Here is a 26,800-nt window from a genome sequence, read left to right as displayed (position 1 = left end):
CATGCTGGGAAGTCTGCTGATCGTTTTTCGCGAGGTCATGGAAGCGGGCCTGATCATTGGCATCGTGCTGGCGGCAACGCAGGGCATAGCGGGCCGGGGGCGCTGGGTGGCGGGCGGCATCGCAGCCGGCGTGGCAGGTGCTGCGGTGGTGGCGGTGTTTGCCGGCAGCCTCTCGGCGGCGCTGTCGGGCAATGGGCAGGATGTATTCTCGGCCACCATCCTGTGCATCGCGGTCGTCATGCTGGGCTGGCACAATATCTGGATGACCCGCCACGGGCGCGAGATGGCGGGCAATATGAAGGCGCTGGGCACGGAGGTGGCAACCGGCCAGCGCTCGCTTGCCGCCATGGCCGTGGTGGTGGCCGTGGCGGTGCTGCGCGAGGGGGTGGAGGTGGTGCTGTTCCTGTACGGCATTGCGGTCTCCACCCATTCCGGCCCGGTGCCCATGCTGGTGGGTGGGCTGCTGGGCATTGTGGCGGGTGGCGGCATATCGTGGCTGCTGTATCGTGGGCTGATCGTCATTCCGCTGCACCGCCTGTTTGCCGTGACCGGCCTGCTCATTGCCCTGCTGGCCGCAGGCATGGCCAGCCAGGCTGCAGCCCTGCTGGCGGGCGATGATATCGTGCCCGCCCTGGGCTACGAGGTGTGGGATACGTCGTGGCTGCTCTCTGATGGCAGCATGGTGGGGCGGGCCGCCAAGGCGCTGGTGGGGTATTCCGACCGGCCAATGGGCATTCAGCTCGTGGCATGGGGCGTGACGCTGGCGGTGATGCTGATCGCGACCCGGCTGGTGCGCAGGCAGCCTGTCGCGAAATAAGAAAAGTTTCCGGTTACCGCCTTTTTAAAAAAAAGCTTTACCAGAAACTTTTGTCTGATAACGCCGCAGGCGGGCTGGCATAAAAAGCTTCCTTTTATGCCCCCCGTGGGTATTATGGGCAACAGTTTGCAACGCTTCGTGGCGGATGGGAGTGCGGAATGTTCAGGGCACGGGGCCGGACATGGGTTGGCCTGCTGGTCTGGCTGCTGATGCAGGCAGGGCTGCTTCTTGGCGCTGTGCCCACCCCTGCTGCCCACGCCCATACACTCGCCTCCGCCTGCGCCATGGCATCTGATTGCATGACCCCCGCCCATGCCCTGCACATGGCCCGCATGCACCACGCCCGCCATGCTCCCGCTACCCCCAGCCAGGACCCGTGCTGCCATGTGCATGCGGGCCTGTCGGATCTGCCGGCTCCCCCTTCGGCCCAACGCCTGACCGGCCTCTCCGCCGAGGGCACCCGCGTTTTCCCTGCATCCCGGCAGGCCCCTGCGCCGGGTGGCGACTGGCTGCCGCCCCTACGGCCGCCCAAAATCCGGAACAGCTAAACACGTCATCGCGTTTCGGCGCCTGTCCTGCCTTGCGCGGGGCGGGAGCTGACTGACCTGTTTCTTTGTCGGATTTTTCTCATGTTGATTCCGTCTCGTAACCGGGGCGGCCTGAGCCGCCGCCGTTTTGTAACGGGGCTGGGCGCAGGGGGACTTATGGCCGCCCTGCCCCGCCCGCTGCAGGCCCACACGCCCGCCGCAGGCCAAGTGCCCCCCACTGCCCGCGCGCGGTGGGACCTGCGCGTAGGCCGCACCCGTATTGAAATTGACCGCAAGGTGCTGCACGCGCCCTGCATCGGCGAAGATGTGCCCGGCCCCATCCTGCGCTGGCGGCAGGGGGATACGGTGAGCATTAACGTCACCAACACGCTGGCGGATGAAGACACCTCCATCCACTGGCACGGCCTGCGCCTGCCCGCCGCCATGGATGGCGTGCCGGGGCTGAGCTTTGCCGGCATTCCGCCCGGCGAGACCTTTACCTACCGTTTTCCCGTCACCCAGAGCGGCACGTACTGGTACCACAGCCATTCCGGCATGCAGGAGGCGCAGGGGCTGTATGGCGCGATCGTCATTGACCCACCCGTGCCCGACCCGCAGCCCTGCGCGCGTGATTACGTCATCCTGCTGTCGGAATGGAGCGATGTCTCGCCCATGGACATGCTGAGCAACCTCAAGATGCAGGATGACTACTATGTCTTTCGCCAGCGCACGCTGGCCTCCCTCCCGCGCGAGGCCAGGGAGGCGGGCAGCACGCTGGCCGCGCTGAAGGACCGGCTGGCCTGGTCGCGCATGCGCATGGCGGCAACCGATATCGCTGACGTAACGGGCGTGATCTATACCTACCTGCTCAACGGCCATGCACCTGACATGAACTGGAACGCCCTTTTCAGCCCCGGCGAGCGGGTGCGGCTGCGCTTCATCAATGGTGCCTCGATGACCTTTTTCGATATCCGCATACCGGGGCTGGAAATGCTGGTGGTGGCCGCCGATGGCAACGCGGTCGAGCCTGTGCCGGTAGATGAGTTCCGTATTGGCGTGGCCGAGACCTATGACGTGATCGTGCAGCCAAGGGAGGCCCGCGCCTACACCATCTTTGCCCAGAGCGAGGACCGCACCGGCTACGCCCGGGGCACGCTGGCTCCGCAACCGGGTATGAGCGGCCCCATTCCACCCATGGACCCGCGCCCCGTGCGCACCATGGTCGATATGGGCATGGACGACATGAAACCCGGCGAAAGCATGAACGGCATGGCAATGCCGGAGCACGGGCACGACATGTCGGCATCGCACAGCCACAGCCACCTCATGCCGCATCATGAAGGCGGCACGATGGATGGCATGGATATGACGGGTCATGCGCCGCAGCACCCCATGGGCGGCATGCAGCCAACCACCCCGCAACAGACACCACACAGGCACGACACCCCCACGCCACGCCACGAAGAGGGCGCGATGGCTGGCATGGACATGGCGGACATGCAGCCAGCCGGGCACGGACACGCCATGCCCATGTCTGAACACCGCGTGGATGAACCCGTGCACCACCAGCCGGCTGGCCGCATGCACAGGCCCGGGGCTATGGATCATGACGCGCCCGCCCCCGGAACGATGCCCGTGCTGGAAGTGGATGACCCCGGCCCCCCGCCCCTGAACGTGGAAAACCAGAATATCGCGCGCATGCCGACCGACCGCCTGGGCAGCCCCGGCGATGGGCTGGAGCATAATGGCCGCCGCGTGCTGAACTACAGGCAACTGCGCGCCACCCGGCCGGGAAGCGACCCAAGGCCTCCCACGCGTGAGATCATCATGCACCTCACCGGCAACATGGAGCGCTATATCTGGGGCTTCAACGGGCGCAAGTTTTCCGAATCAGGGCCGATCCGGCTCAGACGCAACGAACGCGTGCGCTTCACCCTCATCAACGACACGATGATGGAACACCCCATCCACCTGCATGGAATGTGGAGCGAACTCGAGAACGGACAGGGTGCCTATCGTCCCTACAAGCATACCCTCATCTCGCAGCCCGGCTCGAAGCTGAGCTACCTCGTCACGGCGGATGCACCGGGCCTGTGGGCCTATCACTGTCACCTCATGCTGCATATGGAAACGGGCATGTTCCGCACGGTGATCGTGGAATGAGGCGCGTGCTCCTTCTTGCAGCCCTGCTGCTGCCCGCCGCCGCCCCGCCCGCGCAGGCCTGTAGTCAGAGCCAGACCACAACCACGGCCCGAAAAACTGCAACAACAGCCCCACGCAAATCTCTGCCAAGGCCCGTCTATCATGCTGCCGATGCCCCCACCAACGCCCCCGTGGCCTATGTGGGCGGCATGAAGCCGGTCATGGACCAGGGCCGCTATTTCCATGGCATTCTCGATCAGCTTGAGGGGCGTTACGCGCCCGGCGGCACGGATTTCCGCTGGGATGGCGAAGCCTGGTACGGTGGCGACTACAACCGGCTGTGGCTCAAGTCGGAAGGCACGCTCGAGCATGGCCGCCTGCATGATGGCGACCATGAGTTGCTGTACAGCCGCGCGGTCTCGCCATACTGGAATGTGCAGGCGGGTGTCCGCGCCGATATTGATGATGGCCCCACGCGCACATGGGGCGCGCTGGGCGTGCAGGGGCTGGCGCTGTACCAGTTCGAGTTCCAGGCCACCGCCTATGTCAGCGACCGGGGGCGCTTCGCTTCCCGTATCGAGGGATCATACGATTTCCTGCTCACCAACCGGCTGATTTTACAGCCCCAGGCGGAGTTCAATCTCTATACAAAATCCGACCCGGCGCGGCAGGTAGGGGCGGGGCTTTCGGATGTCGATGCGGGGCTGCGCCTGCGCTACGAGGTCTGGCGCAAATTCGCGCCTTATGTTGCCGTATCCTATGCGGGGTATCTGACACAGGCCCGCCGCATCGTGCATGACCAGCAGGGCGAGAGCGGGGCGCTGCGTCTTACCTTTGGCGTGCGGAGCTGGTTCTGAGCCGGCTCAGGCGCCAGCAGGCACGCCGTAATACTCACGGTACCAGGCCACGAAGGCATTCACCCCCGCCTGCACGGAGGTGGTGGGACGAAAGCCGGTCAGTTCCTGCAATGCCGTGCAGTCCGCCCAGGTGCGCGGCACGTCACCGGGTTGCATGGGCAGGTAATTGCACACGCATGCGCGCCCCAGCGCGGTTTCGATCGCCTTGATGAATGCCATGAGGGGGACCGGCTCGCCATTGCCGATATTGATCACCCGGTAAGGGGCCACGGGGCTGGCGCCGCAGTCGCTTTCCCCCGGTGCGGGCGCGGGGCGATCTACCAGACGGTGGATCGCCTCGACGATATCGTCGATATAGGTAAAGTCCCGCTCCATATCGCCATTGTTGTAAACGTCGATCGGGCGGCCCGCGAGCGTGTTGGCGGTGAATTTGAACAGCGCCATGTCAGGCCGCCCCCACGGCCCGTACACCGTAAAAAAGCGGAAGGCCGTTATGGGCAGGTTCCACAGATGGGCATAGGAATGGGCCAGGTCCTCGGTCGCCTTCTTGGTGGCGGCATACAGGCTGAGCGGATGGTCGCAGCGCTGGTCCTCGGCAAAGGGAATGGCGGCATTGGCGCCATAGACGGATGATGTCGAGGCAATCATGAGGTGGGGCGTGGCACAGCGCCGGACCTGCTCGAGCACGTTATAGGTGCCCACGATGTTGGCGCTGACATACGAACCCGGATTTTCCATCCCGTAGCGCACCCCTGCCTGGGCTGCGAGGTGAATGACCAGCTCCGGCCTGCACTGCTCGAAGGCGTTATGCAGGGCCTGCGCATCCTCAAGCATGAATTCATTGCAGGTGAAACCCGCCTCCCCTCGCAGCAGGGCATGGCGCGCATGCTTGAGCGTAACATCATAATAGGGGGTCATGCCATCGATGCCGGTCACCGCGTGGCCTTCGCGCAGCAGGCGCCGGGCCATATGGAAACCGATGAACCCGGCGGTGCCGGTAACAAGAATACGCATCATGAACTCCACAAACCCGCAGCCACCTGCCCAGGCCATTGTGTGCGGTCTTAGCGTGACAGGACGGGATTGGTGAGTCCTGTTATCGGGACGCACCCGGTGCATAAACACATGCGCCGCTCCTGCGCCATGCCCTGCCCGGCTTCAGATTGGCAGGTCACGGTTGGCTGCGATCGCCTCCATGGCGATATAGGATGTGACCGTGTCAAGGTCGACCCGGTTGATCAGGGTGCGGTATATATCGTCAAACGAGGCCATGTCCCGGGTGATGATCTTGAGCATGTAATCGTAATCGCCCGCAATGCGATAGAAATCGATCACATTGGGGATGTCATTGACAGCCTTGTGAAACCGCTCCAGCCACTCACGCGAATGGCTGCGCGTGCGGATCATGACAAAAACCGTAAGCCCCAGCCCCAGTCTTGCCGGGTCAAGCCGCAGGGTGCGCTCGCCTGCAAGACCGCGTGCGCGCAGGGCGTTGAGCCGCCGCCAGCAGGCATTCTGTGACAAGCCGACCTGCTCGGCGAGTTCGCGCTGCGACAGGCCCGCATCCTTTTGCAGGGCGCGCAATATGGCACGATCAAAATGATCCATTTTTTCGCTCATAACCGATCATATGACACCATTTTTCTGCATGGGTAGCATGAAATAGGGAAACATATTGCCCAAAAGCCGATTAAAATCTTTCTGCAACGCGCTTTGGGGGGGAATCAGGCCATGCAGATGGATGACACGTCTTTTTCGGATTTTGCAGCCAGCCTGCGGGCAGGCGGGCATGAGGGCCTGCGTGCCGGCCTGATCGGGGAAGGCGCGCCCGTTCCCGGCCCGTTTGGTGTCAAACCCCTGGTTTATGCCGATTATGTCGCCTCGGGCCGGGCGCTGAAGCAGATCGAGGAATTCGTGCTCACGCGCGTACTGCCCTATTACGCCAATTCCCATACCGAGGCCTCGTTCTGCGGTGGGTACATGACCCGCATGCGCCACGCCGCGCGGGCGCAGATCGCCCATCTGTGCGGCGCGGGGGCAGGGTTTTCCACCGTGTTCTGCGGCGCGGGAGCCACGGCGGGGCTCAACCGGCTGGTGCACCTGCTTGGCGTGCCCGAGGCGGCGGAAGCAGGAGGCCGCCCCGTGCTGTTCATCGGGCCGTATGAGCATCACTCCAACATCCTGCCCTGGCGCGAGAGCGGGGCGGAGGTCATCACCATTGGCGAAGCCCCGGAAGGCGGCCCGAACCTTGAACAGCTTGACCGCGCCCTTGCCGCCACCGACCCCACGCGCCTGCGTATCGGGGCCTTCTCGGCCGCCTCGAACGTGACGGGCATCATCACCGATGTGGATGCGGTGACAAAAATACTCAAAAGCCATGGCGCGCTGGCGGTGTGGGATTACGCCGGTGGCGGGCCTTACCTGCCCATCAACATGCGGGCGGGCACACCGTATGAGAAGGATGCGGTGGTGCTTTCGGCGCATAAATTCGTAGGCGGGCCTGCGGCATCGGGCATCATGATCGTGCGCGATGCCGCCGTGTCGCGCACGCGCCCGGTCTTTACCGGCGGCGGCACGGTGCGGTTCGTCTCGCCGTGGGGGCATGATTATTCCACCAGCCTCGAAAGCCGCGAGGAAGCGGGTACCCCTAATGTCATTGGTGATATCCGCGCAGCCCTGACCTTCATGGTCAAGGACGCGATGGGGCAGGACTGGCTCGATGCCCGCCACCATGCCCTGCGCAGCCGCGCCGAGCAGGTCTGGCGACACAACCCGCATATCGAGATCGTGGGCAATGCACAAGCGCGGCATGCGCTACCCATCTTCTCCTTCCGCGTGCATGGGGCCGAGGCTGGCGAGATGGTGCACCAGCAGCTTTTCACGCGCATGCTGTCCGATGGGTATGGCATTCAGGCCCGTGGCGGTTGCGCCTGCGCGGGGCCCTATGCGCATAACCTGCTTGATATTGATGAGCCCCTGTCGAACACCCTGCGCCACGCCATTCTCAACGGTGAGGAGATCCGCAAGCCGGGCTGGACGCGGCTGAACTTCTGCGCCCTGATGGATGATGCCAAGGCGGACTTCATCATCCGCTCGGTCGATGAACTCGCCCGCAACCCCGCCCCTCTGGCGCAGGCCTATGTGTGCGACCCCGAAACCGCCCGCTTCCGCGCGGCAACAATGCCGCAGACCGAAGCTATAGCTTGAAAAGAATAAGAGTTCCGGGGTGCTGCCTTTTTGCAAAAAGGCGGCGTTCCTTACCCCAATAAAACCGGCGCATCGCCTTCTCGCCACGGGGCCACGCGCTCCATGACCCGCCCGAACAGCGGCGTGGTCACAAACGCCTCCAGCCACCCTTGCACGCACGGCAAGGGACACGTGGCAAACCAGTCCGGATCGGTCGCCACGAACTGGCGCACAAAGGGCGCGATGGCGGCATCCGTCATGCCAGGCCGCGCACCGTGCAGAAACGGGCCTGAGTGCAGCACCGCTTCAAGCTCGTGCAGAATGTGCAGGGCTTCCGCCCGGTGCCGCAGCGCATCTGACTGGTAGCGGGTCGCGTATTTGTAGCGGTCGAGATGATATTTGAACGGCCCGTCATTGCGCGCGATCAGGTCGCGCCGCGTGCCGGGCAGCCAGTGCTGCGGGTCGTGGCGGGCCAGCGCCCAGTCCATGATTTCCAGGCTTTCGGCCATTACCCGGCCATCGGGCAGGACCAGCACCGGCACCGTGCCCTTGGGTGATGCCCGCAGCATGGCGGCAGGCTTGGCTGCCAGCCTGACCTCGCGCAGAACGCAGGGCGTTTCACTTGCCAGCAGCGCCAGCCGCGCCCGCATGGCATACGGGCAGCGACGGAAACTGTACAGCACGGGCCGTGTCATCGCGCCTGCCCTTATTCCTCATGATCCGTATCGGTCAGGCTGTGGGGAAAGGCGCGGGGGTTGGTCATGGCCACGACCAGCCCCACCACCACCGTGATGATGGCCATGGGCGTGAGCACGCCAAAACCCGCAGCCGTCAGAACCTGCCCGCCCACGGCAGACCCCATGAGAATGCCCACATTGCTCGCGGCATTGATCCCGGCCCCGGCCACGTCAGGCCGCGTGGCCCGCGCACGGATCGCGCCCGACATGACGCAGGGAATGACCGCCGAATACCCCATACACCACAGACCGACCGGCACCACCGCCGCCCAGCCCGAGAGGATGTGCCCGTACATCAGCCCCATGCCGATCAGCATGGCGCCGCCCCCACCCAGCAGGCCCGTTGCCGGTCGGGTGTCGACAAACTGCCCTGCCCCCCACAGACCCACGATGCTGACGCTGCCGGTCAGCAGCAGGGCAATGCTCAGGTCGCCCGTCGCCAGCCCGTGATCGAGCAGCAGCGGGGTGACATAGGTATAAAGCAGGTTATGGGCAAAGAAGAGGATGGCATTGACCGCGATCACGACCAGAAAAATCCGCATGGCCCGGCTCGGCCCGGCCGAGGGCAGCCCGTTCCTGACCTGCACCGGTGTTGTGACCGGCGGCAGGAAGAAGGCGATGCACAATGTCAGGATAACCGACAGGCCCGTCATCACGTACATCGCCATCCGCCAGCCCGCCAGATGCCCGATGGCCGCCGCCCCCGGCACGCCCAGCACCGCGCCAAGCGATGTGCCGCCATAAACGAATGAAATGGCCCGCCCGGTCATTTTGGCTGGCACCAGCCGTGCAGCATAGGCCGATGCGATGGACATGAGCAGCGCGTGCGCAATGCCACCAATCAGCCGGCCTGCGCACAGAATGACAAAGGTGGGCGCTGCCGCCACCACCAGGTTTGACACCACATAGCCCAGCAGCGACACCAGCACGAGGCGCTTGCGGTCGATATGCGCGGTCATGATGGTCAGCGGCACGGCGCACACCGCCACCATCAGGGCAAAGGCACTGACGGCCAGCCCGGCTTCGCCTTCGGGGATATGAAAGCCGCGGGCCATGTCGATCAGGATGCCGACAGGCGCCACCTCGGTTGTCAGGGCCGTGAAAGTACATGCAAACAGGGCGCAAAGACCGATAACGGCTTCAGCCGGGAGGGTTTTGAAAAGCATGATTGCCTGCAGAAATATAACGACACAACATCATGTCGCTTCACTTGTGGGCGTTCTGGCACTTCCCGCACTGTAGTGGAAGTGTCTATTATGCCAAGGCAGTACAGACCTCCGGTTCATAGAAAAACCTGCATAACGTCTATTGAACCGATAAGCGCTGCAACAGGCCATGCGCCAGGGCCCGGATACCGCCCGGCAAAACCCGGCTGCCCCTGCCCCGCCACGCTCAACCCGACCATAACGGACCCAGACGCCCCACACGGCTTTCGGGCTTAATCATGACAATACGGCAAGAAACCCGTCTCGATTATGAGACAGTTGCCCCATGCCCGGACACAGCTGCGTGAAGCCCGCGTGGTAGGGCATGGCATTTTGCGCCCCCCTCATGCTGAACAGCAGGTTCTGGCTGGGCGCAATAGGCAACCCAATACCTACGCACGTAGCACAGCTTTGGAAAACTACGGAAAGAAACGCGGCATGCGAGAAACCACCAAGAGGTTGTTATCCATCATAACCTCCGTCTTGCTGGCCCTGATCGGGCTTTTTCTATTCTTTGGCGGCGCCCAGCTTCTCCTGCTGGGTGGCTCCTGGTTCTATGTGCTGACAGGCTGCGTCCTGCTGGCCGCCGCAGTTCTGGGGCTGAAGCAGCCCAGGCTGGCGAGCAGCCTGTATGCCGCCCTGCTGGTGGTTGCCACCATCTGGGCACTGGTCGAGACCGGCTTCAACATCTGGGGCCTCGAGGTCCGGCTGATGACGCTGGTGGGCATTGGCGTCTGGCTGCTGCTGCCGCAGGTGTGGCGCGTGAGCGAAAGCTGGCTGGCTGACAAGAAGGCGCTGCTCGGCGCAGTTGGCGTGTCGTGCCTTGTGCTGCTCATCAGCTGCTTCTCGTCGTATTCCATTGATGGCACGGTCCCGGCTGAGCGCATGGCAGCGCAGGGCCAGCCGGAATCAGCAGCCGAGAACATGCCCGATGGCGACTGGCAGGCCTATGGCCGCACCGCGGGCGGCGACCGCTATTCCCCGCTGGGGCAGATCACGCCTGCCAACGTGGGCAAGCTCAAGCGCGCATGGATGACCCGCACGGGTGACGTGCAGCAGGCGGGCGAAGGCACCGTGGCCGGTCCCGACCAGGGCCATGAGTTCAACCTTGAGGTCACGCCCATCAAGATCGACAACACGCTGTACATGTGCACGCCCCATAGCTGGGTGATTGCGATGGACGCTGCAACCGGCAAGGTGAAGTGGAAGTTCGACCCCCACCCCGACACCGCCGACCTTGCCAAGAACGTCTATCTCGCCTGCCGTGGCGTGTCGTATTACCGCATCCCCGACGAGATCCAGACAAGCTGCCGCACCCGCATCTACTCCCCCGTGGCGGATGTGCGCATGGTGGCGCTTGATGCCGAAACCGGCAAGCCGTGCGATGATTTTGGCGATCACGGCTTCATTTCCCTGCGTGAATATCTCGGCCACGTGCCGCATGGCTTCCACTTCGTCACTTCGCCGCCGCTGGTGGCCAAGAACCGCCTGATTACGGGTGGCTGGGTGTTTGACAACCAGGCCAATTTCGAGCCGTCCGGCGCCATCCGTGGCTTTGACGCGACAACCGGCGCGCTGGCCTGGGCATGGGATGCGGGCCACAACCCCGAAACCTGGAAGCCCAACCCCGACGAAGTCCTGACCCGCGACACCCCCAATGCCTGGGGCGTGTACACCGCCGACCTCAACCTCGGCATGGTCTACATTCCCACCGGCAACTCCCCGCCCGATAACTGGGGTGGCACGCGCCGCCCGTTTGATGATGCGACCTCCTCGGCCACCATCGCGCTTGATATCGTAACCGGCGAACGCCGCTGGACCTACCAGACCGTGCACCACGACCTGTGGGACATGGACATCCCCTCCGGCCCGTCGATGGTCGACCTGCCCGGCCCCAATGGCGAGACCATCCCCGCCCTGGTGCAGAGCACCAAGCGCGGCGAGTTCTTCGTGCTCGACCGCCGCACCGGCGAGACCGTGCCCGGCTACCCGGTGGAAGAACGCCCCGTGCCGACCGCAGGTGTTGCACCTGACGACCATGCCTCCCCCACGCAGCCCTTCCCGGCGGCCATGCCCAGCCTTACGCCGCCGAACCTGAAGGAAAGCGACATGTGGGGTGCAACCCTGCTCGACCAGATGCTGTGCCGCATCGAGTACCGCCAGTCCGCCTATGAGGGGCAGTTCACGCCGCCGCATGTGGGCCAGACCACGGTCGTCTACCCCGCCTTCTATGGCGTGGTTGACTGGCAGGGCATCACCATCGACCCGCAGCGCAAGATTATGCTGGCCAATGCGAGCTACCTGCCCTTCCGCATCAAGCTCGACCACCGCCAGAAGCTGGAAGGCAACGGCACGCTGCCCAAGTGGAACGGCCAGGGCGAGGAACCTGCCGCCAAGGGCGATGCGCTTTCCGTCTCGCCTGATTACGGCACGCCTTACATCGCGCTGACCAACCCGTGGCTGAACCCGCTGCAGATTCCGTGCAAGGGCCCGGTCTGGGGCACGCTGAGCGCGATCGACCTCGTGACCAAGAAGATCGTGTGGCAGCACCCTGTTGGCACCACGCGCGATACGGGTCCGTTCCGCACCCACAACAACATCCCCCTGCCGACCGGCATGTATAATACTACGGGCTATCACCTTTGACCTATATGAGCCCATTTTCTGAGGCCGATGGATCGGATGGTCTGTGGCAGGGCGGTGAGGTTGTTCCATGCGGTGCATGCGGCTTCGATGATGTGTTCGATGCCGCTGAACACGGTGTTGGACAGCCAGTTGGCGCGTAGGAACTGCCAGATATTCTCGACCGGGTTCAGTTCGGGCGCGCGGGACGGCAGGAAGATCAGGCTGACGTTGCGCGGCAGTCTGAGTTTGGGTGTCGTATGCCAGCCGGCACGATCGAGCAGGACGACGGCATGCGCTCCGCGTGCGACGCAGCGTGAGATTTCCTCGATATGCAGTTGCATGCTGGCCGTGCCGGTAAACGGCAACACCAGGCCTGCCGCCTTGCCGAGTGCGGGGCAGATGGCGCCGAACAGCCAGGCATTCTCATAGCGTTGATCGGCAGGCTGGCGTGGTCGGGTGCCACGCCGCGCCCATTGCCGGACAAGACCGTTTTTCTGCCCGATGCGGGCCTCGTCCTGCCACCAGAGTTCAATCCGCCTGCCTCTGGGCAGATGCCCGGTGTGGGCGCTCAGGATCGTGGGGAAGTTTTTTTAAACGCGTCCATGACGGACGGATCCTGTCCGGGGTGACGCGGACGCGCGCTGACGTGGCTGAACCCAAGCCGCTTCAACAGGGCGGAGACATGGCGTTCGTGATAGGAGACGCCAAAACGCTCTTCGATGACCCGCTGAAGATCGACCCGACGCCAGCGCACCACGCCGTCCCGGGCACGGTCAGGCCCTGTCGTGACCAGCGCCGATAATTCTGCCAGTTGGTCCGCTGTCAGGCGGCAGACCGACCCGTTGCGCCACTGATCGTGCAAGCCATCCGGCCCCGCAGCATTGAACCGGTGCACCCAGTCCCGCAGGGTTTGCCGGTCCATCCCGCCGATCCGCGCCGCTTCGCCCCGGCTGGCACCGTCGCGCACCGCAGCCAGAGACAAAAGGCGCCGTGCAACATTCGCATCCCGCGTACGAGAGGCCAGACGCCGTAACGCAGAAGCCGTATAATCCGTCCGTAAGGCAATCGCACCAGCCATTCCCGATCCTCCCTCTCACGACAGAATCAGAACAGGCCCTTCGCGTCACTTCACAGATGAGTCAGAGACAGTAGCCCTTGGTATAACGTCGGTGGCAATATTGTGACCAAGGGTGGCGTTGTCTTCATGGGGGCCACGGCGGATGATTACCTGCGTGCCTTCGATCTCGCGACCGGCAACGTGCTCTGGACCGACCGCCTGCCCGCAGGCGGCCAGGCAACCCCCATGTCGTATGAGGTCGGTGGCAAACAGTATGTCCTGATTGCGGCTGGCGGCCATGGTGGCCTGGGCACCCGGAGCGGCGATTACATCATCGCCTATACGCTCGATGGTGCGCAGGCTGGCACTGCAGCCCAATAAAAAACAATAACCGTGCAGGTATCCGGTCTATGCCGGATACCTGCTTTTCATCAGGGAAGCCCCTCCCATGTGTCTGCCCCAAAGATCGGCATGGCTCCATGCCATGCTGCGCCTTACCCTTCCTTCGGCCATACTGTTCCTTACGCCAAAGGCCCACGGCGCAGACGTCACCCTCGGGATCATCGGCCCCCACGAATATGACCTGCCCGTCGACTTCAAGCCCTTCAACGTGCTGGTGCAGTATGGCGATGGCAATGCGGCGGGCCATTCCTACAACAGCCTGGGGCAGCGCAAGCCAGAAGGTGGCAGCCACACGTGGTCGGGCATGACCAAATATGTCCATTTCCGCAGTTTTGACGCCATTCCCCACGTGGGCTTCGCCTTCGAGCTGATCCAGACCGAGAGCTACAGCCTGGCGGATGGCACGAATTACGGCGGCCTCGGCCCCACCATCGTAGGGCCTGCCGCGTGGTTCAAACCCAACAAGCACAGCACGTTCGGCATCCAGACCTTCATGCAGACGGCCGTGGGCACGCGTGATGCGACCTCGCCCAATTACTGGTCGAACATCTCGAGCTTCATTTTCGATTATGAATGGAAGCATTTCAGCTTTGATGGCGATGCCGGCACGGTGGCGGGTGCGGCCAAGCACGTCAAGGGCGGCCATACCTATTCGCCCGGCGTGGTGTTCTATACCAACCTGCGTTTCAGCTGGAAGGCGACAAAACTGTTCGAGCCCTTCTTCGCGCTGGACTGGCAGAACGTGAAAGGCACCTACGACCGGACCGCAAGCCAGTACATGGATAATTCGGACAGCCGTGAAATAACGCTGGGCGCGGGTGCCATGCTCAATATTTCAAAGCATTTTTCCTTTACAACACGCTACTCGCATTCTGTTGATGGGCGGAACATACCCGAGAGTAATGCCTATTACGTGAAAGTCGTTTATCTGTGGTAGCGTGTCCCATCTGGCGCAGGCAGGCTGGCTGGCGCCCGGCGTTCATTTTATGTCATGTGGAATGACTGGCGATAAATATATACAATTATAACCAGACAGGCCATTACGGCAGCCATGCCGCAAGCAGACCGACATTCAGAGGCAGGGAGAAATGAAACCGCATTGCCATAACCCCGCCCGGCCGCCCCTCATGGGCCAGACACTGCGCCCTGCTGGCGCAACAGAAGTCGCCAAGTCGTGGCAGCGCTGCGTTGCATCCTATAATCTCGACCCCGCGCAGGGGTGGCAGGCCGATGTGCTTTCAGGCGCAGAACTGCGGCATGTCAGCACCCGCTCCGCCAGCCTGCTCCGTATCGCCATGCCGGAAATGCAGCGCCTGTTCAGCCTTGTGCAGGGGCTCGACTTCATGGTGCTGCTCGCTGATCCTGATGCCACCATCCTCGCCCGCAACATAGACGAAGCCCATATGGGCCTGTGCCGCAGGCTTGCCCTGCGCGAAGGTGCTGTCTGGAGCGAACGCATGGCGGGCACCAACGGCATTGGCACGGCGGTGCAGGATGGCTGTCCCATCTTTCTGGGTGAAGGCGAGCACTGGCGCTTCTGCTTCTCGCTGCTGGCAAGCTATGCCGTGCCGGTCTTCAACGCGCATGGTCAGGTTGCAGGCGCGATCAACCTTGCCGCCTTCAATGGCGATACCTCGCGCAGGCTTGCTCCGCTCGTGCTCGACACCCTTTTGCAATCAGGCCGCCGGATCGAGGAGCAGCTCTTTCGTGAATACCATGAAGGTGCACGGGTGCTGACGCTGGGCCTGGCCGAAGGATGCTCGGCCCCGCTTGTCGCCATCAATGCCGAGGGCGAAGTGACCGGGGCCACCCATGCCGCCCGCAGCCTGACCGGCTGGACGGATGACATGATCCGCACCCACCCCAACCTGCTGCACCGCCTTGAGGTGGAGGATCGGGTGAGCTTTCGCAAGGCGGAAGAAAATGTCATCCGCTCGGCGCTCGCACTCGCGCATGGCAATGTTACGGCCACAGCCCGGCATCTTGGCATTGGCCGGGCCACGCTCTACCGCAAGATGAAGGCGCTGGGCATGCGCTAGGCGCTCACTCGATATCGCCCCGCACCTCCGTCTGCCCGCTACGCCTGAGCAGGGCCATGGCCAGCACATAGACCACCAGCCCACCGGCTGACAGCACCGCCCCGCCAACGCCCAACGCGCCATAACCGAACTGCCGCGCCAGCAGGGCGCTGCCCAGTGACGCGCCAAGCGCATTGGCAATGTTGAAGGCCGAATGGTTGAGCGAGGCGGCAAGCGTCTGCGCATCACCCGCGAAATCCATCAGCCGGGTCTGCAATGCCGGGCCCAGCGCATTGACGAAGGCGGGCACGAGCAGCACATCGAGCATGAGAGCCGGCTCATTATGCAGCACAAACGGAAAGGCCAGCATGACCATGGCACTGCCTGCCAGCGCCAGCAGGGCGGCGCGGTCGAGGTTGCGGTCCACGATCCACGCGCCCACATTCGCGCCGATCAGCATGCCCGCGCCGCACACGATCATGTAGATCATGATGCGCCATTCAGGCACATGCGTCACGTTGAGCAGCACGCTGGTCAGGTAGGTGTAGATTGCGAACATGCCGCCAAAGCCGATCGACGCCGTGACCAGCGTCAGAAGCACCTGCGTATTGGCCAGCGCACGGATTTCCTTGAGCGGGGAGTTCTTGCGGTTGGGCGGATCGGCGGGGATATAGCGCCAGATGCCTGCCACCGTCAGCAGCCCCAGTGCCGCGATGATGAGATAGGCGATGCGCCAGCCAAAATGATCGGCGGCAAACGTTGAGAACGGCGCACCCACCAGGGTGGAAATGGCAATGCCCGACAGGATGCGCCCCACGGCCCAGCCACGCCGCGCACGCTCCACCATAGAGGCCCCGACAAGCGCCGAGATGCCGATCAGCGCGCCATGCGGCAGGCCGGTGATGAAGCGGGCCACTTCCACCAGCCCCGGCGTGGGCATGGCCACGCTGAGCAGGTTGGCACAGCAGAACAGGACAAACAGGATCAGCAGCAGCTCGCGCCGCGACAGGCGCGCGCCAAGGATGGTGATGAGCGGCGCGCCCACCACAACACCCAGCGCATAGGCCGTGATGGCATGCCCCGCATCAGAGGCGGACAGCCCGAGCGAGGAGGCGAATTCGGGCAGCATGCCCATGATGGCGAACTCACCCGTGCCGACCACGAACGTGCCGAAGGTGAGGATAAAGAAAGCAGCTTTCGCGCCATGGGGCGCCGCAATGGGGGCGACCCCGCCTGCGGGGGGTGCGGTCTGGGTCATGATGGCAGGTCCAGGTCAGATAAAGGAGGCGCTCAGGCCCCGAGCGTGTTGGCGGCGATGCGGGCGATCGCGATATCATCTTCCGTAGGCGCGCCAGAGACGCCAATCGCGCCGACCACGCTGCCATGCGCGCCCCTGAGCACGAGACCACCGCCAAAACTGGTCAGGCCGCCATTGGTGTTTTCCAGCGTGTAGGCCGCGCCATCGGGGCGGGCGATCGTGGCCAGATCGGCGCTGTCCATATGGAACAGGGCCGCCGTGCGCGCCTTTTTGGTTGCAACATCGATCAGGCCCAGCGGCACGCCATCCATGCGGGTAAAGACCAAGGGCCAGGCGGCAGCATCAACGATGGAAATGCACACGCCAAACCCGCGCTTTCGCGCCTCGGCCAGGGCGGCCTCCATCATGGTCATTGCATCGGTCAGTTTCATGTCGGCTTCCACGGCTTGCATAAAAAGCGCAGCCTAGCCTTGCCCAGTGCGGGCGTAACGCACCAATTACCAAAATCCCGATTTGTTCAACATTGCTGAACCGTGGCGCGCGCCACATGCGTCATCATCATCCATGCCAGCCGCACCAGACGCGGGCGTGGCAGGTCGGCGCAGGAGCCGGTCAGGGCAATGGCGGCCCGGACCTCGCCGTGCTCGCGCCACGGCACGGCCACCGCGTTCTGGCCGGGGCGGTAGCTTTCAAGGTCAAGCGCGTAACCCTTAAGGCGCACGGCCTCGATCTGGTCGCGCACGCCCCCGTCAAGCGCATGGGCGCGGGTGCTGAGCACGCGCTGGCCCATGCCGGGCACAAAGGCCAGGAACACCAGCCCCACCGCCGACCCCTCGATGGTTTCGCGCCGCTGCGCGGCCGTGGCAGAATCCTCGGGGGCGTGCGGGTCCACCCGGTCCAGATAAACGGCTTCATCCCCGCTGGGCACGCCCAGGTGCACGGTTGCCCCGCTGTGCCGCGCAATGGCTTCAAGCGTGGGGCGCATGCGCGCACGCAGGCCATGGTCATCGCCCATGATGCGCGACAGGTTGAGAATGCGCCCGCCCAGATGGTAGCGCATGTCGCCCGGACGGCGCTGCACGTAACCAAGGTGGTCGAGGGTCTGGAGAATGTTATGGGCGGTGGTTTTTTCCATGCCCGCCCTGGCAGCGATCTCGCCAAGCCGCGCGCTGCCACCTGCCTGCGCCATGATTTCCAGAATGGCGGCGGCGCGCACGATGGACTGGATCCGTTTTGGCACGCTGGCCATGTCACCCTCCTGCATACCCTCCGGCACGGCATGACCGGACAGGCCCGGACCATGCCCTTACCTGAAAAATAACCGGCCACAAGGGGGAGCGGCACAACGTCCCTGCCCCATGCCGCGGTCCGTGCCGCATGGACAGGACGCGCATGGCCGTGAAGCGCGCGGCGTCAAGCGCTCCGCACGCAGGCTGGCTTGACCGTGCGAGGCAGACGGGATCACAGTCACGCCGCAATGCATGACCGGATACAGGCGGGAAACACCATGATGACTCCAAAGATCCTTGTTGTCGGCGCCGGGGCCGTGGGGGGGTATTTTGGCGCGCGCCTGGCGGCAGCAGGCCATGACGTGACATTTCTCGTGCGCCCACGGCGGCAGGCGCAACTCAGCGCAACAGGGCTGTGCCTTGTCAGCCCGCTGGGTGATGCCACGCTGCCCCCGCACATGATCACGGCGGATCAGATCATCCACCCCTACGACATCGTCATCCTGAGCGTAAAAGCCTATTCCCTTGCCGCCGCGATGGTGGACATGGCGCCTGCCATCGGCCCGCAGACGCGCATCATACCGCTGCTCAATGGCATGCGGCACCTTGATGTGCTGGCCAGCCGCTTTGGCCGCGAGGCGGTCATGGGGGGCACCTGCTTCATTGTCAGCAGTCTCGACGGCGAAGGCCGCATCCATCAGGCTGGCGTTACCCCCCGACTGGTATTCGGCCCGCTGGTGGCGGGGCAGGACGCCAATGCCATGACCGATGCCCTGAGCGCGCCGGGGTTCGAGACGGTGCCCTCGCCGCACATCTTGCAGGATATGTGGAACAAATGGACGCTCCTGGCCTCGCTGGGCACGCTATGCTGCCTCATGCGCGCAAGCGTGGGCGAGGTGGCCCGCCTGCCCGGTGGCACCGATTTCGTGCATGCCACGATCAAGGAATGCACCACGACTGCCGCAGCCGTCGGCTATCCCCTCGCGCCTGATACCATCAACGCCATTACCAAAAGACTGACGCAACCGGACTCCACGCTGACATCTTCCATGTTCCGTGACCTCTCGCAGGGCGCGCCGGTTGAAGCACAGCAGATTATTGGCGATCTTGTCGCCCGCGCGCGTGCCCATGGCATTGCCACTCCCATCCTCGACCTGACGGACCTGAACCTGCGCGCTTATGAACTGCGCCGTGACACCCGGTAAAACTGAAGCCGGATGCCATGATGTAACTGCAGGAGACTGTTTAAAAACAAATCATCAATCAAAAAAAGAATAGTTTCCGGGTGTCGCCTTTTTTTCAAAAAGGCGACGTCTTTCGAAGCTTCCTGGGAAAAGCTTCACCAAAAATTTTATAATTCCAAAATATTATATTGCTGCCGTTCAAGGACTATCAGGCCCGGCACAGGGAAGCGACGGGGTAGGGCTGTTTTGTCATTGACGGGCCTTTTGCCCTCAATTAAACGAAACTGAACCGTTCCGTTCAAGGAAACGAATGCCCCTGCTCTCCTTTCACTGGATCATGTGATGAACCACTTCCGGCATACAGGCCTTGTGGCCCTCGCCAGCTTTCTGGCCTTTCAGGGCACGGCGCAGGCCGCGTGCGAGGCCACCGATGCCCGGATCGAACTCTCGGCGCGCCATATCGCGGCAGGGGTTGGTTACGTCTGGGGCCGGGGCACGCTGTATGACGGCACGCACGCCTATCCCTTCACCATACGGGGCGGCGGCATGCTGAGCGTGGGTGGCATGGCGCTGTCAGGTCAGGGCTGCGTGCGCAACCTTGGCCGCCTGCAGGATTTCAATGGCACGTACTGGAGCGTGGGCGGCACGGCCACCATCCATCATGGCACGGCTGGTCTTGTCATGGAAAATGGCCGGGGCGTGGACATCAATCTCGTAGCAAATACCCGGGGCGCTTTCCTGTCCGGGCAGATCGCGCGGCTTACCTTTCGCCTCAAGGGCGGCATGTAGCCCGGAACCCGGAGGCGCCACCCATTTGCAATGACCATTTGAACACGCGCCCCCATTCTGGCATCCCCATGGCAACAGGCAGGATTGCACGGCTGAATGACACCAGGCCCGCATATCATGTTATGCTTCGTGACATAATGTGACTGACTGATGACTGGAGTTAAGGGACGAAGAATGTCTGACGTATCATCAAGACCGCCACATACGGGCGGACGCCCGACGCCTGAAGGCTCGGCGCAACTCGACCGGCATGTTCTTGAAGTTGCAACGGCATTGTTCATCAAGCAGGGTTACGCCGCCACATCGCTGGAGCAGATCGCGCGCGTGGCGGAGTGCAGCAAGGCCAGCCTGTACCGACGCTACGCATCAAAGGAAGACCTGTTCCGCGCGGTGGTGGCGGCGCGGGGCAAGCTGCTGCTCGAGGCGGCAGGCGCGGTCGAGGCTTCCTCTACCGACCCGCTGGTTGCCACGCGCGAAATCAGCCAGTTCTTCCTTGACTTCATGCTGCGGCCCGAAACGCTTGAAGCCTACCGCATTGTCATTGCGGACGGGCACCGCATCGCTTCTGTCGTGGATGACATGATGCACACCATCGCGGAGCCCTTCGTGGCCACGCTGAGCCGTCTGATCAAGGCCGCGGCCGATGCCGGGCGCATCCACTCCACCGACCATGAAGAGACGACCCGCATCCTGATCAGCCTGTTCCTGGGCTGGCCGCTACAGAACACCATGCTGCGCCTGAACAAACTGCATGATCCGCAGACACGCGCGCGCTTTTTTGAACGCGCATGGCAGATCTTTACTTCAGGCATCTGCATCCGGGAGAAATAAGGTTTCGGGGTGCGGCCTTTTTGTTCGGGAAGGCGGCATTGTCCTGATTCTTTTCAAACACCGCGACAGATCGTTTTTTATAGGGGTTTCCTCCATGTTATATTGAGATACGATACGGTATCGTATATATAAGCGTTAAAATGACGTACCCTTGCCGGGTAGCCACAAGATGGAATGAGGGTGGTGCCGACCAATGCGATCCTGATGGTCAGAAACGGCGCGCACCGGCTGATGGCTGCCCACATTGGAACACCAGGATGCAACGCCGCCCGGCATGGGGGCAAATCCTTGACGAACACACAAAAACAACGCGCCCCTGCATATAGATGTTCATGATGTTCAGAGATTTCACGCTTACTGACAAAGAACGGGAGGCGTTGAACGCGATCTCCACGAAAATACACAAGCCCGCGAAGCGCCGTATCTATACCCAGGGCGAGGCGGGCAGATATGTCTACCGCATCCGTTCAGGCGCCGTGCGGCTGGAACATCACCTGCACGATGGCCGTAACCATATCTTCGCCTTCATATGGCCCGGCGACATGTTCGGCACCATTGAAGACGGGGTCTATCCCGCCTCCGCCATTGCGCTGGTGGATACCTACCTGTTCCAGATCCCCTATGCCGCCCTGCTCAAGCTGATCGAGATCCATCCACGCATCCAGACCCTGTTCCTGCAGCAGGCACTCAATTACACCAAGGCAGCACAGCGCCACCTGCTGCTGGCCACCTACCCGCTTGTGGTCAAGCGGCTGGCGGGTTTTCTGCTTGAATGCAGCAAGCAGGCCGATTTCTATGACCGGCACTCCAATATCCTGACCCTGGCCATGGACCGCAAGGATATTGCCGATTACCTGGGCTTTGCCGTTGAAACGACAAGCCGCATGCTCAAGGAACTGGAAGACATGCGGCTGATCAAACGCCTCTCGTCACAGCGCATCGTGCTCGACCGGCATAAAATCATGGAAATATTTTAAGGGCCCGCAAGCACCTGACCGGGGCTGCCGCGTGTTCAATCCGCCTATCTGCCCCCTGCCGCGCCATCTTGCCACGCCCCGCCACCTGCCTATGCTAGGCCGCTACAGGCGTTGTCTGCAGGGAGTTCGAGAGCATTGGCCACACCACAACCCATTGACACAAGGCTGACCCAGGCCGCGGTTTTTCTTGTCCTGACCCTCAGCGCCGACACCGAAGTCGGCCCGCAGGTGCGCGACCTGATGGGAGACCTGTCCTCGCTTGTACGCGGTGTCGGATTCCGTATTGATGATGGTCGGCTGAGTTGCATAACCGGCATAGGCTCACAGGCGTGGGACCGCCTGTTCGGCGCACCGCGCCCGATGGACCTGCACCCGTTTGCCGAGATCAATGGCGTGCACCATGCCCCCTCCACCCCGGGCGATCTTCTGTTCCATATCCGCGCGACGCGGATGGACCTGTGCTTTGAACTCGCCACCGCCATCGTCTCGCGGCTTGAAGGTGTGGCCACGGTGGTGGATGAAGTGCACGGGTTCAAGTATTTCGATGCCCGCGACCTGCTCGGTTTTGTCGATGGCACCGAAAACCCGGTCGACCAGCCCGCCCGTGATGCAACCCTGATCGGTGATGAAGACCCGGCCTTCAAGGGCGGCAGCTATGTCATCATCCAGAAATACCTGCACGACCTGAAAAAATGGGATGCCATACCCACCGAGGTGCAGGAGCACATCGTTGGCCGCAGGAAGGTATCGGACATTGAACTGCCCGAGGCCGCCAAGCCCAGCTACGCCCATAACGTGCTGACCAATATTGAAGAAAACGGCCAGCAGCTCCAGATCGTGCGCGACAACATGCCCTTTGGCACGGTGGGCACGGGCGAGTTCGGCACCTATTTCATCGGCTATGCCCGCTCGCCCGCGCGCATCGAGCGCATGCTCAGCAACATGTTCGTAGGCCTGCCGCCGGGCAATTATGACCGGCTGCTTGATGTGAGCACGGCAGTGACCGGCAACCTGTTCTTCATTCCCACCTCTGATTTTCTTGATGCCGCACCCGACCTGCCCGCGCCACAGCCCCCCGTGGCCGCAGCGCCGCAGCCCGTGGCGGCTCCGGCCGGTTCGCTGAGCATCGGATCACTGAAATAAAGGACACCAGACATGAACAACCTGCACAGACACCTTGCCCCCGTTTCATCCGCCGCGTGGACCGAAATCGAGGACGAAGCCACCCGCACCCTGCGCCGCCACCTTGCCGGCCGCCGCGTGGTTGATGTTTCCGAACCCAAGGGCACGGCCTTTTCTGCCGTGGGCACGGGGCGCGAGCGGCGCATCGATGCCCCGACCGACGGCGTGCAGGCCGTAATACGCGACGTGCTGCCGGTGGTGGAACTGCGTGTGCCCTTTACCCTGTCACGCGCGGAAATCGATGCAGTCGAACGCGGTGCGTGCGATGCCGACTGGCAGCCGGTGAAGGATGCGGCAAAGAAAATCGCCTTTGCCGAGGATCGTGCCATTTTTACAGGCTACACCGCAGCCGGCATGGCCGGGATCGCGCAGGCGACATCGAACGCGCATGTCAAGCTGCCCGCATCGGTCAAGGATTACCCGCATGCCATTGCCGATGCCCTTGGCGCACTGCGCCTTGCGGGCGTTAACGGCCCCTATGCCATCGTGCTTGGTGCCAAGGCGTATGAGGCGGTCAGCGGCGGTGATGATGCAGGCTACCCGGTGCGCAAACACATCGAGAGCCTGATTGAAGGCAAGCTGGTCTGGGCGCCCGCCATTGAAGGGGCCTTTGTCATCTCCCTGCGCGGCGGTGACCTGCAGCTTGATATCGGGCAGGATTTCTCGATCGGCTATCTGTCCCATACGGCTGACACGGTCGAACTTTACCTGCAGGAGAGCTTTATCTTCCGGGTGCTGACCAGCGAGGCAGCCGTCGCCCTCGACTGATTTCAAACCGAATACGCTTTCAAGGACATGATCATGCAGAACCCCCTGGCCACAACACCCGAAACCGAAGCCCGCATCACCGCCAAAGCCCAGGAACTGTGGGAAGCCGACGGCAAGCCCGGCTGTGGTGCTGCTGCCTACCGTGAAGCCGCATCGGAACTGATCGGGATGGAAAGCAACCCCGATGCAGGCCAGATCCCCGTTGACTCACCCGTGCCGCTCGATGCCAACGGAGAGCCCATCGAGCAGGCCTGGCTGGAGGAAAATCTTGGCAATTCCGGCGGCAGCATGGATGAACTTGATGACAAACAGGAAGTGCCCTTCGCCACGCGCGAGAAAGAGGCAAAGGCCCTGAAAGACCAGGACTGACCCTGCCGTGCAGGATGGAGAATTTCCATCCTGCACCTGCCTACCCCCCGAGCATGACCCGCACCAGCGCCATGCTCGCGCCAAGCAGCCCGATCAGTGAAATGCTGACCGTGACCATCAAAGCCCTGCCAGCCCGCAGAACGGCCCGGAGTTCAACGCCCAGCCCGAGGGCCGCCATGGCGAGGATGGTCAGAAACGTGGCCCAATAGTTAAGCGGCATGACAAGCCAAGCCGGAATTCCCCCCGCCGACCGCACCGCCATCATGGCCACAAAACCGATGATGTACCACGGCACCAGCCGGGTCACGGGCGGCAGGCATGCGCCCTGCGCCGCCTCACGCGCGCGCCATGCGCTGGCAATCAGGGCCAGCACAACACATACCGGCCCGAGCATCAGCACCCGCACCAGCTTGACCAGCGTGCCGACATGCACGGCCGCCACGCCAAAAGGTGCTGCCGCTGCCACAACCTGCGGCACGGCATAAACCGTCAACCCCGCAAGCGCGCCCTCCGCGCCCTTGGGCAGCCCCAGCAAGGGCACCACCAACGGCAGCCCCAGCACCACCACAAGACCACCGGCTGCCGTAAAGGCAATGCTTGCGCCCACGTCGTCATCATCGGCCTCGATAATCGGGGCGGCTGCCATGATGGCCGAATTGCCGCATATGGAATTGCCGCAGGCCACCAGCAGCGTCTGCCGCGCGGGTAACCCCGCAAGCCAGCCCACACAGCAGGTAAAAACCAGACCGAACGCCACGATGCCCACGGCTCCCGCCACAAGCCCCGGTCCGATCGCGCGCACCGCCCCCACGCTGAACGCGGCCCCGAGCAGCACGATGGCGATATTGAGCAGGGTGCGGGCACAAAAGCTTATGCCGGGCAGGCACGCAGGCCTGGGCCGCCAGATTGCGCGCACGCCCACGCCAAGCAGCAGGGCCAGGTTAAGGGCTTCGAGCCACGACTTGCCAAACAGCGCCGCCTGCGCCCTTTCAAGCCCGATGGCGAGTGCGCCGATGGCCAGGCACAGCCCGATACCCGGCGCGACACGCGCTGGAAAATCAATGTTTCGCAACGGGAACAGCGGTCTGCATGGCATGGTCGTCACGGTATCCTCCCTTTCGCCACGCAGGTTAGGGGGCGGATATTCAATCAATCAAATGCATAGTTTTTCTTGTTTCAATCGTTTTTTATGATTGGTTGTGGTAGGGCTGGGACATGACCCTTGAACAGCTCCGCCTTTTCATTGCCGTGGCCGAACGCGAGCACGTCACCGCTGCCAGTCGGGCGCTGAACGTGACGCAATCCGCCGTGTCCGCCGCCATCGCGGCACTTGAAGAGCGCCATGGCATCAAGCTGTTCCACCGCATCGGCCGCGGCATCAGGCTGACGGAAGCCGGCCGCCTGTTCCTGCCCGAAGCCCGGGCAGTGCTGGCCCAGGCGGCAGCGGCTGAAAACATGCTGGAGGAATTCAGTGGCCTGAAGCGGGGCACGTTGCGCGTGGTGGCCAGCCAGACCATTGCGGCCTACTGGCTCCCGCGCTTTCTGGTGTCATTCCGCCAGCACTATCCGCACATTGTCGTTGACGTCGCCATCAGCAACACGGAGGAAGCAGCAGGACGGGTGCGTGATGGCGTGGTTGACCTTGGCATTGTCGAGGCCCTGATCGATGACCCAGCCCTGGCCCAGTGGCCTCTGGGCACCGACCGCCTGACCCTGATACAGGCCGCCCCCTGCCCGCCCGCCCATGCCGGCACGCAGTGGCTGCGCACGGCCACATGGGTCATGCGCGAGCCGGGCTCGGGCACACGGGCCACACTGGAGCACCAGCTGCGCCAGTGGGGCATTGCGCCGGAAGAACTGAAAATCGGGCTTGTCCTACCCTCCAACGAAGGCGTGCGCACTGCGATCGAAGCCGGGGCTGGCATTGGCGCGCTGTCTTCGCTGGTCATCGCCCCCGCATTGCAGGCGGGCACGCTGCATGCCGTGCCGCGCGAACTCGGCCTGCGCGCCTTTTACGGGCTACGCCACAAGGAACGCTACCGTAGCCCGGCGGCGGAAGCCCTGCTGGCCCTTATTGGCCGGGAGGCAGGCTGAAACGCCATGCCTGGCGGGCGTGATCCCACCGGTTCTGCCAATGCGCCAGATAGGCCTGCGCAAGGGCAAGATCATCCCAGATCACCAGGGCGTTTTCACTATTCTTGCGCTGCGCACCCTTGGTGAAATTGAATGAACCGGTCTCGACATTCCGACCATCGGTAATGATGACCTTGTCGTGCTGCATGGCGTAGACATCATCCATCCTGACCTGAATACCGGCATCCCTGACCCGTGCGATGGCCATCTGGTTGCCCTTGCCCTGATTGCCTTCCTCATCAAGCACGATTGCCACATCCACCCCGCGCTGCCTGGCCTTGATCAGGGCATCGACCACATTATCGGCGCTGAAGAAGAACGCCATCATGCGGATCTGGCTCTTTGCACTCCTGATCACGTTCAGCACCAGCTCAGTTGCCGATCCTTCGGGCGAGAAACCGACATCGATATGCGACTGGGCATAAACCGGCGTTGTCAGGCCAATACAGAGAAGGGCTATAATAATGCTTTTCATGCTCTCTTCTTTATCTACGAATATCTGTATAA

General features: G+C 62.9%; 25 protein-coding genes and 2 pseudogenes. 17 read left to right on the top strand and 10 right to left on the bottom strand.

What is annotated here, in order from left to right; all coding sequences use genetic code 11:
- Nucleotide 1: 1 nt before the first annotated feature.
- The 4 genes from FMA36_RS09370 (at nucleotide 2) to FMA36_RS09355 (ending at nucleotide 4,343) form a co-directional block, all read left to right on the top strand.
- Nucleotides 2-817, top strand: a complete 816-nt coding sequence (locus tag FMA36_RS09370; protein WP_159262100.1) for an FTR1 family iron permease — start codon at nucleotides 2-4, stop codon at nucleotides 815-817.
- A gap of 158 nt (nucleotides 818-975) precedes the next feature.
- Complete coding sequence (locus tag FMA36_RS09365; RefSeq protein WP_159262099.1) at nucleotides 976-1,365, top strand: hypothetical protein; 390 nt, start codon at nucleotides 976-978, stop codon at nucleotides 1,363-1,365.
- Nucleotides 1,366-1,446: 81 nt separating this feature from the next.
- On the top strand, nucleotides 1,447-3,507 hold the full coding sequence (locus FMA36_RS09360) for a copper resistance system multicopper oxidase (protein WP_159262098.1): 2,061 nt from the start codon (nucleotides 1,447-1,449) through the stop codon (nucleotides 3,505-3,507).
- Nucleotides 3,504-4,343 (top strand): copper resistance protein B, encoded by an 840-nt coding sequence (locus FMA36_RS09355; protein WP_159262097.1) that lies wholly within the window; start codon nucleotides 3,504-3,506, stop codon nucleotides 4,341-4,343. The genes FMA36_RS09360 and FMA36_RS09355 overlap by 4 nt, the downstream gene beginning before the upstream one ends.
- Before the next feature lie 6 nt (nucleotides 4,344-4,349).
- Here the strand turns inward: FMA36_RS09355 and FMA36_RS09350 are convergent, their stop codons facing one another.
- A complete protein-coding gene (locus tag FMA36_RS09350) occupies nucleotides 4,350-5,357 on the bottom strand; it encodes an NAD-dependent epimerase (RefSeq protein ID WP_159263817.1) in 1,008 nt (335 codons plus the stop codon).
- 144 nt (nucleotides 5,358-5,501) lie between these two features.
- A complete protein-coding gene (locus tag FMA36_RS09345) occupies nucleotides 5,502-5,963 on the bottom strand; it encodes an Lrp/AsnC family transcriptional regulator (protein WP_159262096.1) in 462 nt (153 codons plus the stop codon).
- A gap of 111 nt (nucleotides 5,964-6,074) precedes the next feature.
- Between FMA36_RS09345 and FMA36_RS09340 the strand changes: the two genes are divergently transcribed.
- Nucleotides 6,075-7,550 carry an aminotransferase class V-fold PLP-dependent enzyme gene (locus tag FMA36_RS09340; RefSeq protein WP_408885610.1) on the top strand — a complete coding sequence of 492 codons (1,476 nt, stop codon included), beginning with the start codon at nucleotides 6,075-6,077 and terminating at the stop codon, nucleotides 7,548-7,550.
- 50 nt (nucleotides 7,551-7,600) lie between these two features.
- Here the strand turns inward: FMA36_RS09340 and FMA36_RS09335 are convergent, their stop codons facing one another.
- Both FMA36_RS09335 and FMA36_RS09330 read right to left on the bottom strand, forming a co-directional pair.
- Nucleotides 7,601-8,224: a glutathione S-transferase gene (locus FMA36_RS09335; protein WP_159262094.1), complete on the bottom strand. Its 624-nt coding sequence runs from the start codon at nucleotides 8,222-8,224 to the stop codon at nucleotides 7,601-7,603.
- A gap of 11 nt (nucleotides 8,225-8,235) precedes the next feature.
- A complete protein-coding gene (locus FMA36_RS09330; RefSeq protein WP_159262093.1) occupies nucleotides 8,236-9,432 on the bottom strand; it encodes an MFS transporter in 1,197 nt (398 codons plus the stop codon).
- Between the two features lie 477 nt (nucleotides 9,433-9,909).
- Here FMA36_RS09330 and FMA36_RS09325 point away from each other — a divergent pair.
- Nucleotides 9,910-12,105, top strand: a pseudogene (locus tag FMA36_RS09325) (PQQ-binding-like beta-propeller repeat protein); the annotation flags it as partial.
- Between the two features lie 2 nt (nucleotides 12,106-12,107).
- On the opposite strand, the gene FMA36_RS09320 reads toward FMA36_RS09325, so the two are convergent.
- Nucleotides 12,108-13,174 (bottom strand): IS630 family transposase gene (locus FMA36_RS09320; protein WP_110571345.1). Its coding sequence is split into 2 segments (ribosomal slippage): nucleotides 12,108-12,688 and nucleotides 12,688-13,174, totalling 1,068 coding nucleotides; the frame shifts between segments, so codons are not numbered across the junction.
- An 81-nt stretch (nucleotides 13,175-13,255) separates the two neighbouring features.
- On the opposite strand from FMA36_RS09320, the pseudogene FMA36_RS09315 reads away from it, so the two are divergent.
- The 3 genes and pseudogenes from FMA36_RS09315 to FMA36_RS09305 all read left to right on the top strand — a co-directional run.
- Nucleotides 13,256-13,534, top strand: a pseudogene (locus tag FMA36_RS09315) (membrane-bound PQQ-dependent dehydrogenase, glucose/quinate/shikimate family); the annotation flags it as partial.
- 103 nt (nucleotides 13,535-13,637) lie between these two features.
- Nucleotides 13,638-14,492: a transporter gene (locus FMA36_RS09310; RefSeq protein WP_408885609.1), complete on the top strand. Its 855-nt coding sequence runs from the start codon at nucleotides 13,638-13,640 to the stop codon at nucleotides 14,490-14,492.
- 190 nt (nucleotides 14,493-14,682) lie between these two features.
- Complete coding sequence (locus FMA36_RS09305) at nucleotides 14,683-15,594, top strand: helix-turn-helix domain-containing protein (RefSeq protein WP_240906564.1); 912 nt, start codon at nucleotides 14,683-14,685, stop codon at nucleotides 15,592-15,594.
- 4 nt (nucleotides 15,595-15,598) lie between these two features.
- Here FMA36_RS09305 and FMA36_RS09300 read toward each other — a convergent pair whose 3' ends face one another.
- The 3 genes from FMA36_RS09300 to FMA36_RS09290 form a co-directional block, all read right to left on the bottom strand.
- Nucleotides 15,599-16,831, bottom strand: coding sequence for an MFS transporter (locus tag FMA36_RS09300; RefSeq protein ID WP_159262090.1), 1,233 nt, complete (start codon nucleotides 16,829-16,831; stop codon nucleotides 15,599-15,601).
- 32 nt (nucleotides 16,832-16,863) lie between these two features.
- Nucleotides 16,864-17,262 carry a GlcG/HbpS family heme-binding protein gene (locus FMA36_RS09295; protein WP_159262089.1) on the bottom strand — a complete coding sequence of 133 codons (399 nt, stop codon included), beginning with the start codon at nucleotides 17,260-17,262 and terminating at the stop codon, nucleotides 16,864-16,866.
- Nucleotides 17,263-17,348: 86 nt separating this feature from the next.
- The gene (locus FMA36_RS09290) at nucleotides 17,349-18,080 is read right to left on the bottom strand and encodes an IclR family transcriptional regulator (protein WP_159262088.1); all 732 of its coding nucleotides are present in this window, start codon (nucleotides 18,078-18,080) and stop codon (nucleotides 17,349-17,351) included.
- 261 nt (nucleotides 18,081-18,341) lie between these two features.
- Between FMA36_RS09290 and FMA36_RS09285 the strand changes: the two genes are divergently transcribed.
- The 7 genes from FMA36_RS09285 (at nucleotide 18,342) to FMA36_RS09255 (ending at nucleotide 24,160) form a co-directional block, all read left to right on the top strand.
- Nucleotides 18,342-19,265, top strand: a complete 924-nt coding sequence (locus FMA36_RS09285) for a ketopantoate reductase family protein (RefSeq protein WP_159263814.1) — start codon at nucleotides 18,342-18,344, stop codon at nucleotides 19,263-19,265.
- Between the two features lie 321 nt (nucleotides 19,266-19,586).
- On the top strand, nucleotides 19,587-20,033 hold the full coding sequence (locus FMA36_RS09280) for a hypothetical protein (RefSeq protein WP_159262086.1): 447 nt from the start codon (nucleotides 19,587-19,589) through the stop codon (nucleotides 20,031-20,033).
- A gap of 174 nt (nucleotides 20,034-20,207) precedes the next feature.
- Complete coding sequence (locus tag FMA36_RS09275; protein ID WP_159262085.1) at nucleotides 20,208-20,864, top strand: TetR/AcrR family transcriptional regulator; 657 nt, start codon at nucleotides 20,208-20,210, stop codon at nucleotides 20,862-20,864.
- 377 nt (nucleotides 20,865-21,241) lie between these two features.
- Nucleotides 21,242-21,841 carry a Crp/Fnr family transcriptional regulator gene (locus FMA36_RS09270; protein WP_240906316.1) on the top strand — a complete coding sequence of 200 codons (600 nt, stop codon included), beginning with the start codon at nucleotides 21,242-21,244 and terminating at the stop codon, nucleotides 21,839-21,841.
- Nucleotides 21,842-21,976: 135 nt separating this feature from the next.
- Nucleotides 21,977-22,984, top strand: coding sequence for a Dyp-type peroxidase (locus tag FMA36_RS09265; RefSeq protein WP_159262084.1), 1,008 nt, complete (start codon nucleotides 21,977-21,979; stop codon nucleotides 22,982-22,984).
- Between the two features lie 12 nt (nucleotides 22,985-22,996).
- The gene (locus FMA36_RS09260) at nucleotides 22,997-23,791 is read left to right on the top strand and encodes a family 1 encapsulin nanocompartment shell protein (protein WP_159262083.1); all 795 of its coding nucleotides are present in this window, start codon (nucleotides 22,997-22,999) and stop codon (nucleotides 23,789-23,791) included.
- A 33-nt stretch (nucleotides 23,792-23,824) separates the two neighbouring features.
- Nucleotides 23,825-24,160 (top strand): DUF2934 domain-containing protein, encoded by a 336-nt coding sequence (locus FMA36_RS09255; protein WP_159262082.1) that lies wholly within the window; start codon nucleotides 23,825-23,827, stop codon nucleotides 24,158-24,160.
- A gap of 40 nt (nucleotides 24,161-24,200) precedes the next feature.
- Here FMA36_RS09255 and FMA36_RS09250 read toward each other — a convergent pair whose 3' ends face one another.
- Nucleotides 24,201-25,256, bottom strand: a complete 1,056-nt coding sequence (locus FMA36_RS09250; RefSeq protein WP_159263816.1) for a YeiH family protein — start codon at nucleotides 25,254-25,256, stop codon at nucleotides 24,201-24,203.
- Between the two features lie 119 nt (nucleotides 25,257-25,375).
- Here FMA36_RS09250 and FMA36_RS09245 point away from each other — a divergent pair, with 119 nt between their 5' ends.
- Nucleotides 25,376-26,254: a LysR family transcriptional regulator gene (locus tag FMA36_RS09245; RefSeq protein ID WP_159262081.1), complete on the top strand. Its 879-nt coding sequence runs from the start codon at nucleotides 25,376-25,378 to the stop codon at nucleotides 26,252-26,254.
- Here the strand turns inward: FMA36_RS09245 and FMA36_RS09240 are convergent.
- Nucleotides 26,232-26,768 carry a phospholipase D family nuclease gene (locus FMA36_RS09240; RefSeq protein WP_159262080.1) on the bottom strand — a complete coding sequence of 179 codons (537 nt, stop codon included), beginning with the start codon at nucleotides 26,766-26,768 and terminating at the stop codon, nucleotides 26,232-26,234. The two genes, FMA36_RS09245 and FMA36_RS09240, sit on opposite strands and share 23 nt — an antisense overlap.
- Nucleotides 26,769-26,800 lie beyond the last annotated feature (32 nt).

The sequence above is a fragment of the Komagataeibacter xylinus genome (assembly GCF_009834365.1).
In the GTDB taxonomy this organism is placed as follows: Bacteria; Pseudomonadota; Alphaproteobacteria; order Acetobacterales; family Acetobacteraceae; genus Komagataeibacter; species Komagataeibacter xylinus_D.
Note: the sequence above shows the minus strand (reverse complement) of the source record. Positions and strands in the feature narration are given on the sequence as shown.

Excerpts from the sequence above, each read along its gene's own strand:
- FMA36_RS09250 (WP_159263816.1), bottom strand. The coding sequence starts at position 25,256 with ATGCCATGCAGACCGCTGTTCCCGTTGCGAAACATTGATTTTCCAGCG.
- FMA36_RS09310 (WP_408885609.1), top strand. The coding sequence starts at position 13,638 with ATGCTGCGCCTTACCCTTCCTTCGGCCATACTGTTCCTTACGCCAAAG.
- FMA36_RS09330 (WP_159262093.1), bottom strand. The coding sequence starts at position 9,432 with ATGCTTTTCAAAACCCTCCCGGCTGAAGCCGTTATCGGTCTTTGCGCC.
- FMA36_RS09260 (WP_159262083.1), top strand. The coding sequence starts at position 22,997 with ATGAACAACCTGCACAGACACCTTGCCCCCGTTTCATCCGCCGCGTGG.
- FMA36_RS09305 (WP_240906564.1), top strand. The coding sequence starts at position 14,683 with ATGGGCCAGACACTGCGCCCTGCTGGCGCAACAGAAGTCGCCAAGTCG.
- FMA36_RS09350 (WP_159263817.1), bottom strand. The coding sequence starts at position 5,357 with ATGCGTATTCTTGTTACCGGCACCGCCGGGTTCATCGGTTTCCATATG.
- FMA36_RS09370 (WP_159262100.1), top strand. The coding sequence starts at position 2 with ATGCTGGGAAGTCTGCTGATCGTTTTTCGCGAGGTCATGGAAGCGGGC.
- FMA36_RS09255 (WP_159262082.1), top strand. The coding sequence starts at position 23,825 with ATGCAGAACCCCCTGGCCACAACACCCGAAACCGAAGCCCGCATCACC.
- FMA36_RS09360 (WP_159262098.1), top strand. The coding sequence starts at position 1,447 with ATGTTGATTCCGTCTCGTAACCGGGGCGGCCTGAGCCGCCGCCGTTTT.
- FMA36_RS09290 (WP_159262088.1), bottom strand. The coding sequence starts at position 18,080 with ATGGCCAGCGTGCCAAAACGGATCCAGTCCATCGTGCGCGCCGCCGCC.
- FMA36_RS09280 (WP_159262086.1), top strand. The coding sequence starts at position 19,587 with ATGAACCACTTCCGGCATACAGGCCTTGTGGCCCTCGCCAGCTTTCTG.
- FMA36_RS09300 (WP_159262090.1), bottom strand. The coding sequence starts at position 16,831 with ATGACCCAGACCGCACCCCCCGCAGGCGGGGTCGCCCCCATTGCGGCG.
- FMA36_RS09285 (WP_159263814.1), top strand. The coding sequence starts at position 18,342 with ATGACTCCAAAGATCCTTGTTGTCGGCGCCGGGGCCGTGGGGGGGTAT.
- FMA36_RS09345 (WP_159262096.1), bottom strand. The coding sequence starts at position 5,963 with ATGAGCGAAAAAATGGATCATTTTGATCGTGCCATATTGCGCGCCCTG.
- FMA36_RS09275 (WP_159262085.1), top strand. The coding sequence starts at position 20,208 with ATGTCTGACGTATCATCAAGACCGCCACATACGGGCGGACGCCCGACG.
- FMA36_RS09245 (WP_159262081.1), top strand. The coding sequence starts at position 25,376 with ATGACCCTTGAACAGCTCCGCCTTTTCATTGCCGTGGCCGAACGCGAG.
- FMA36_RS09365 (WP_159262099.1), top strand. The coding sequence starts at position 976 with ATGTTCAGGGCACGGGGCCGGACATGGGTTGGCCTGCTGGTCTGGCTG.
- FMA36_RS09240 (WP_159262080.1), bottom strand. The coding sequence starts at position 26,768 with ATGAAAAGCATTATTATAGCCCTTCTCTGTATTGGCCTGACAACGCCG.
- FMA36_RS09340 (WP_408885610.1), top strand. The coding sequence starts at position 6,075 with ATGCAGATGGATGACACGTCTTTTTCGGATTTTGCAGCCAGCCTGCGG.
- FMA36_RS09335 (WP_159262094.1), bottom strand. The coding sequence starts at position 8,224 with ATGACACGGCCCGTGCTGTACAGTTTCCGTCGCTGCCCGTATGCCATG.
- FMA36_RS09355 (WP_159262097.1), top strand. The coding sequence starts at position 3,504 with ATGAGGCGCGTGCTCCTTCTTGCAGCCCTGCTGCTGCCCGCCGCCGCC.
- FMA36_RS09295 (WP_159262089.1), bottom strand. The coding sequence starts at position 17,262 with ATGAAACTGACCGATGCAATGACCATGATGGAGGCCGCCCTGGCCGAG.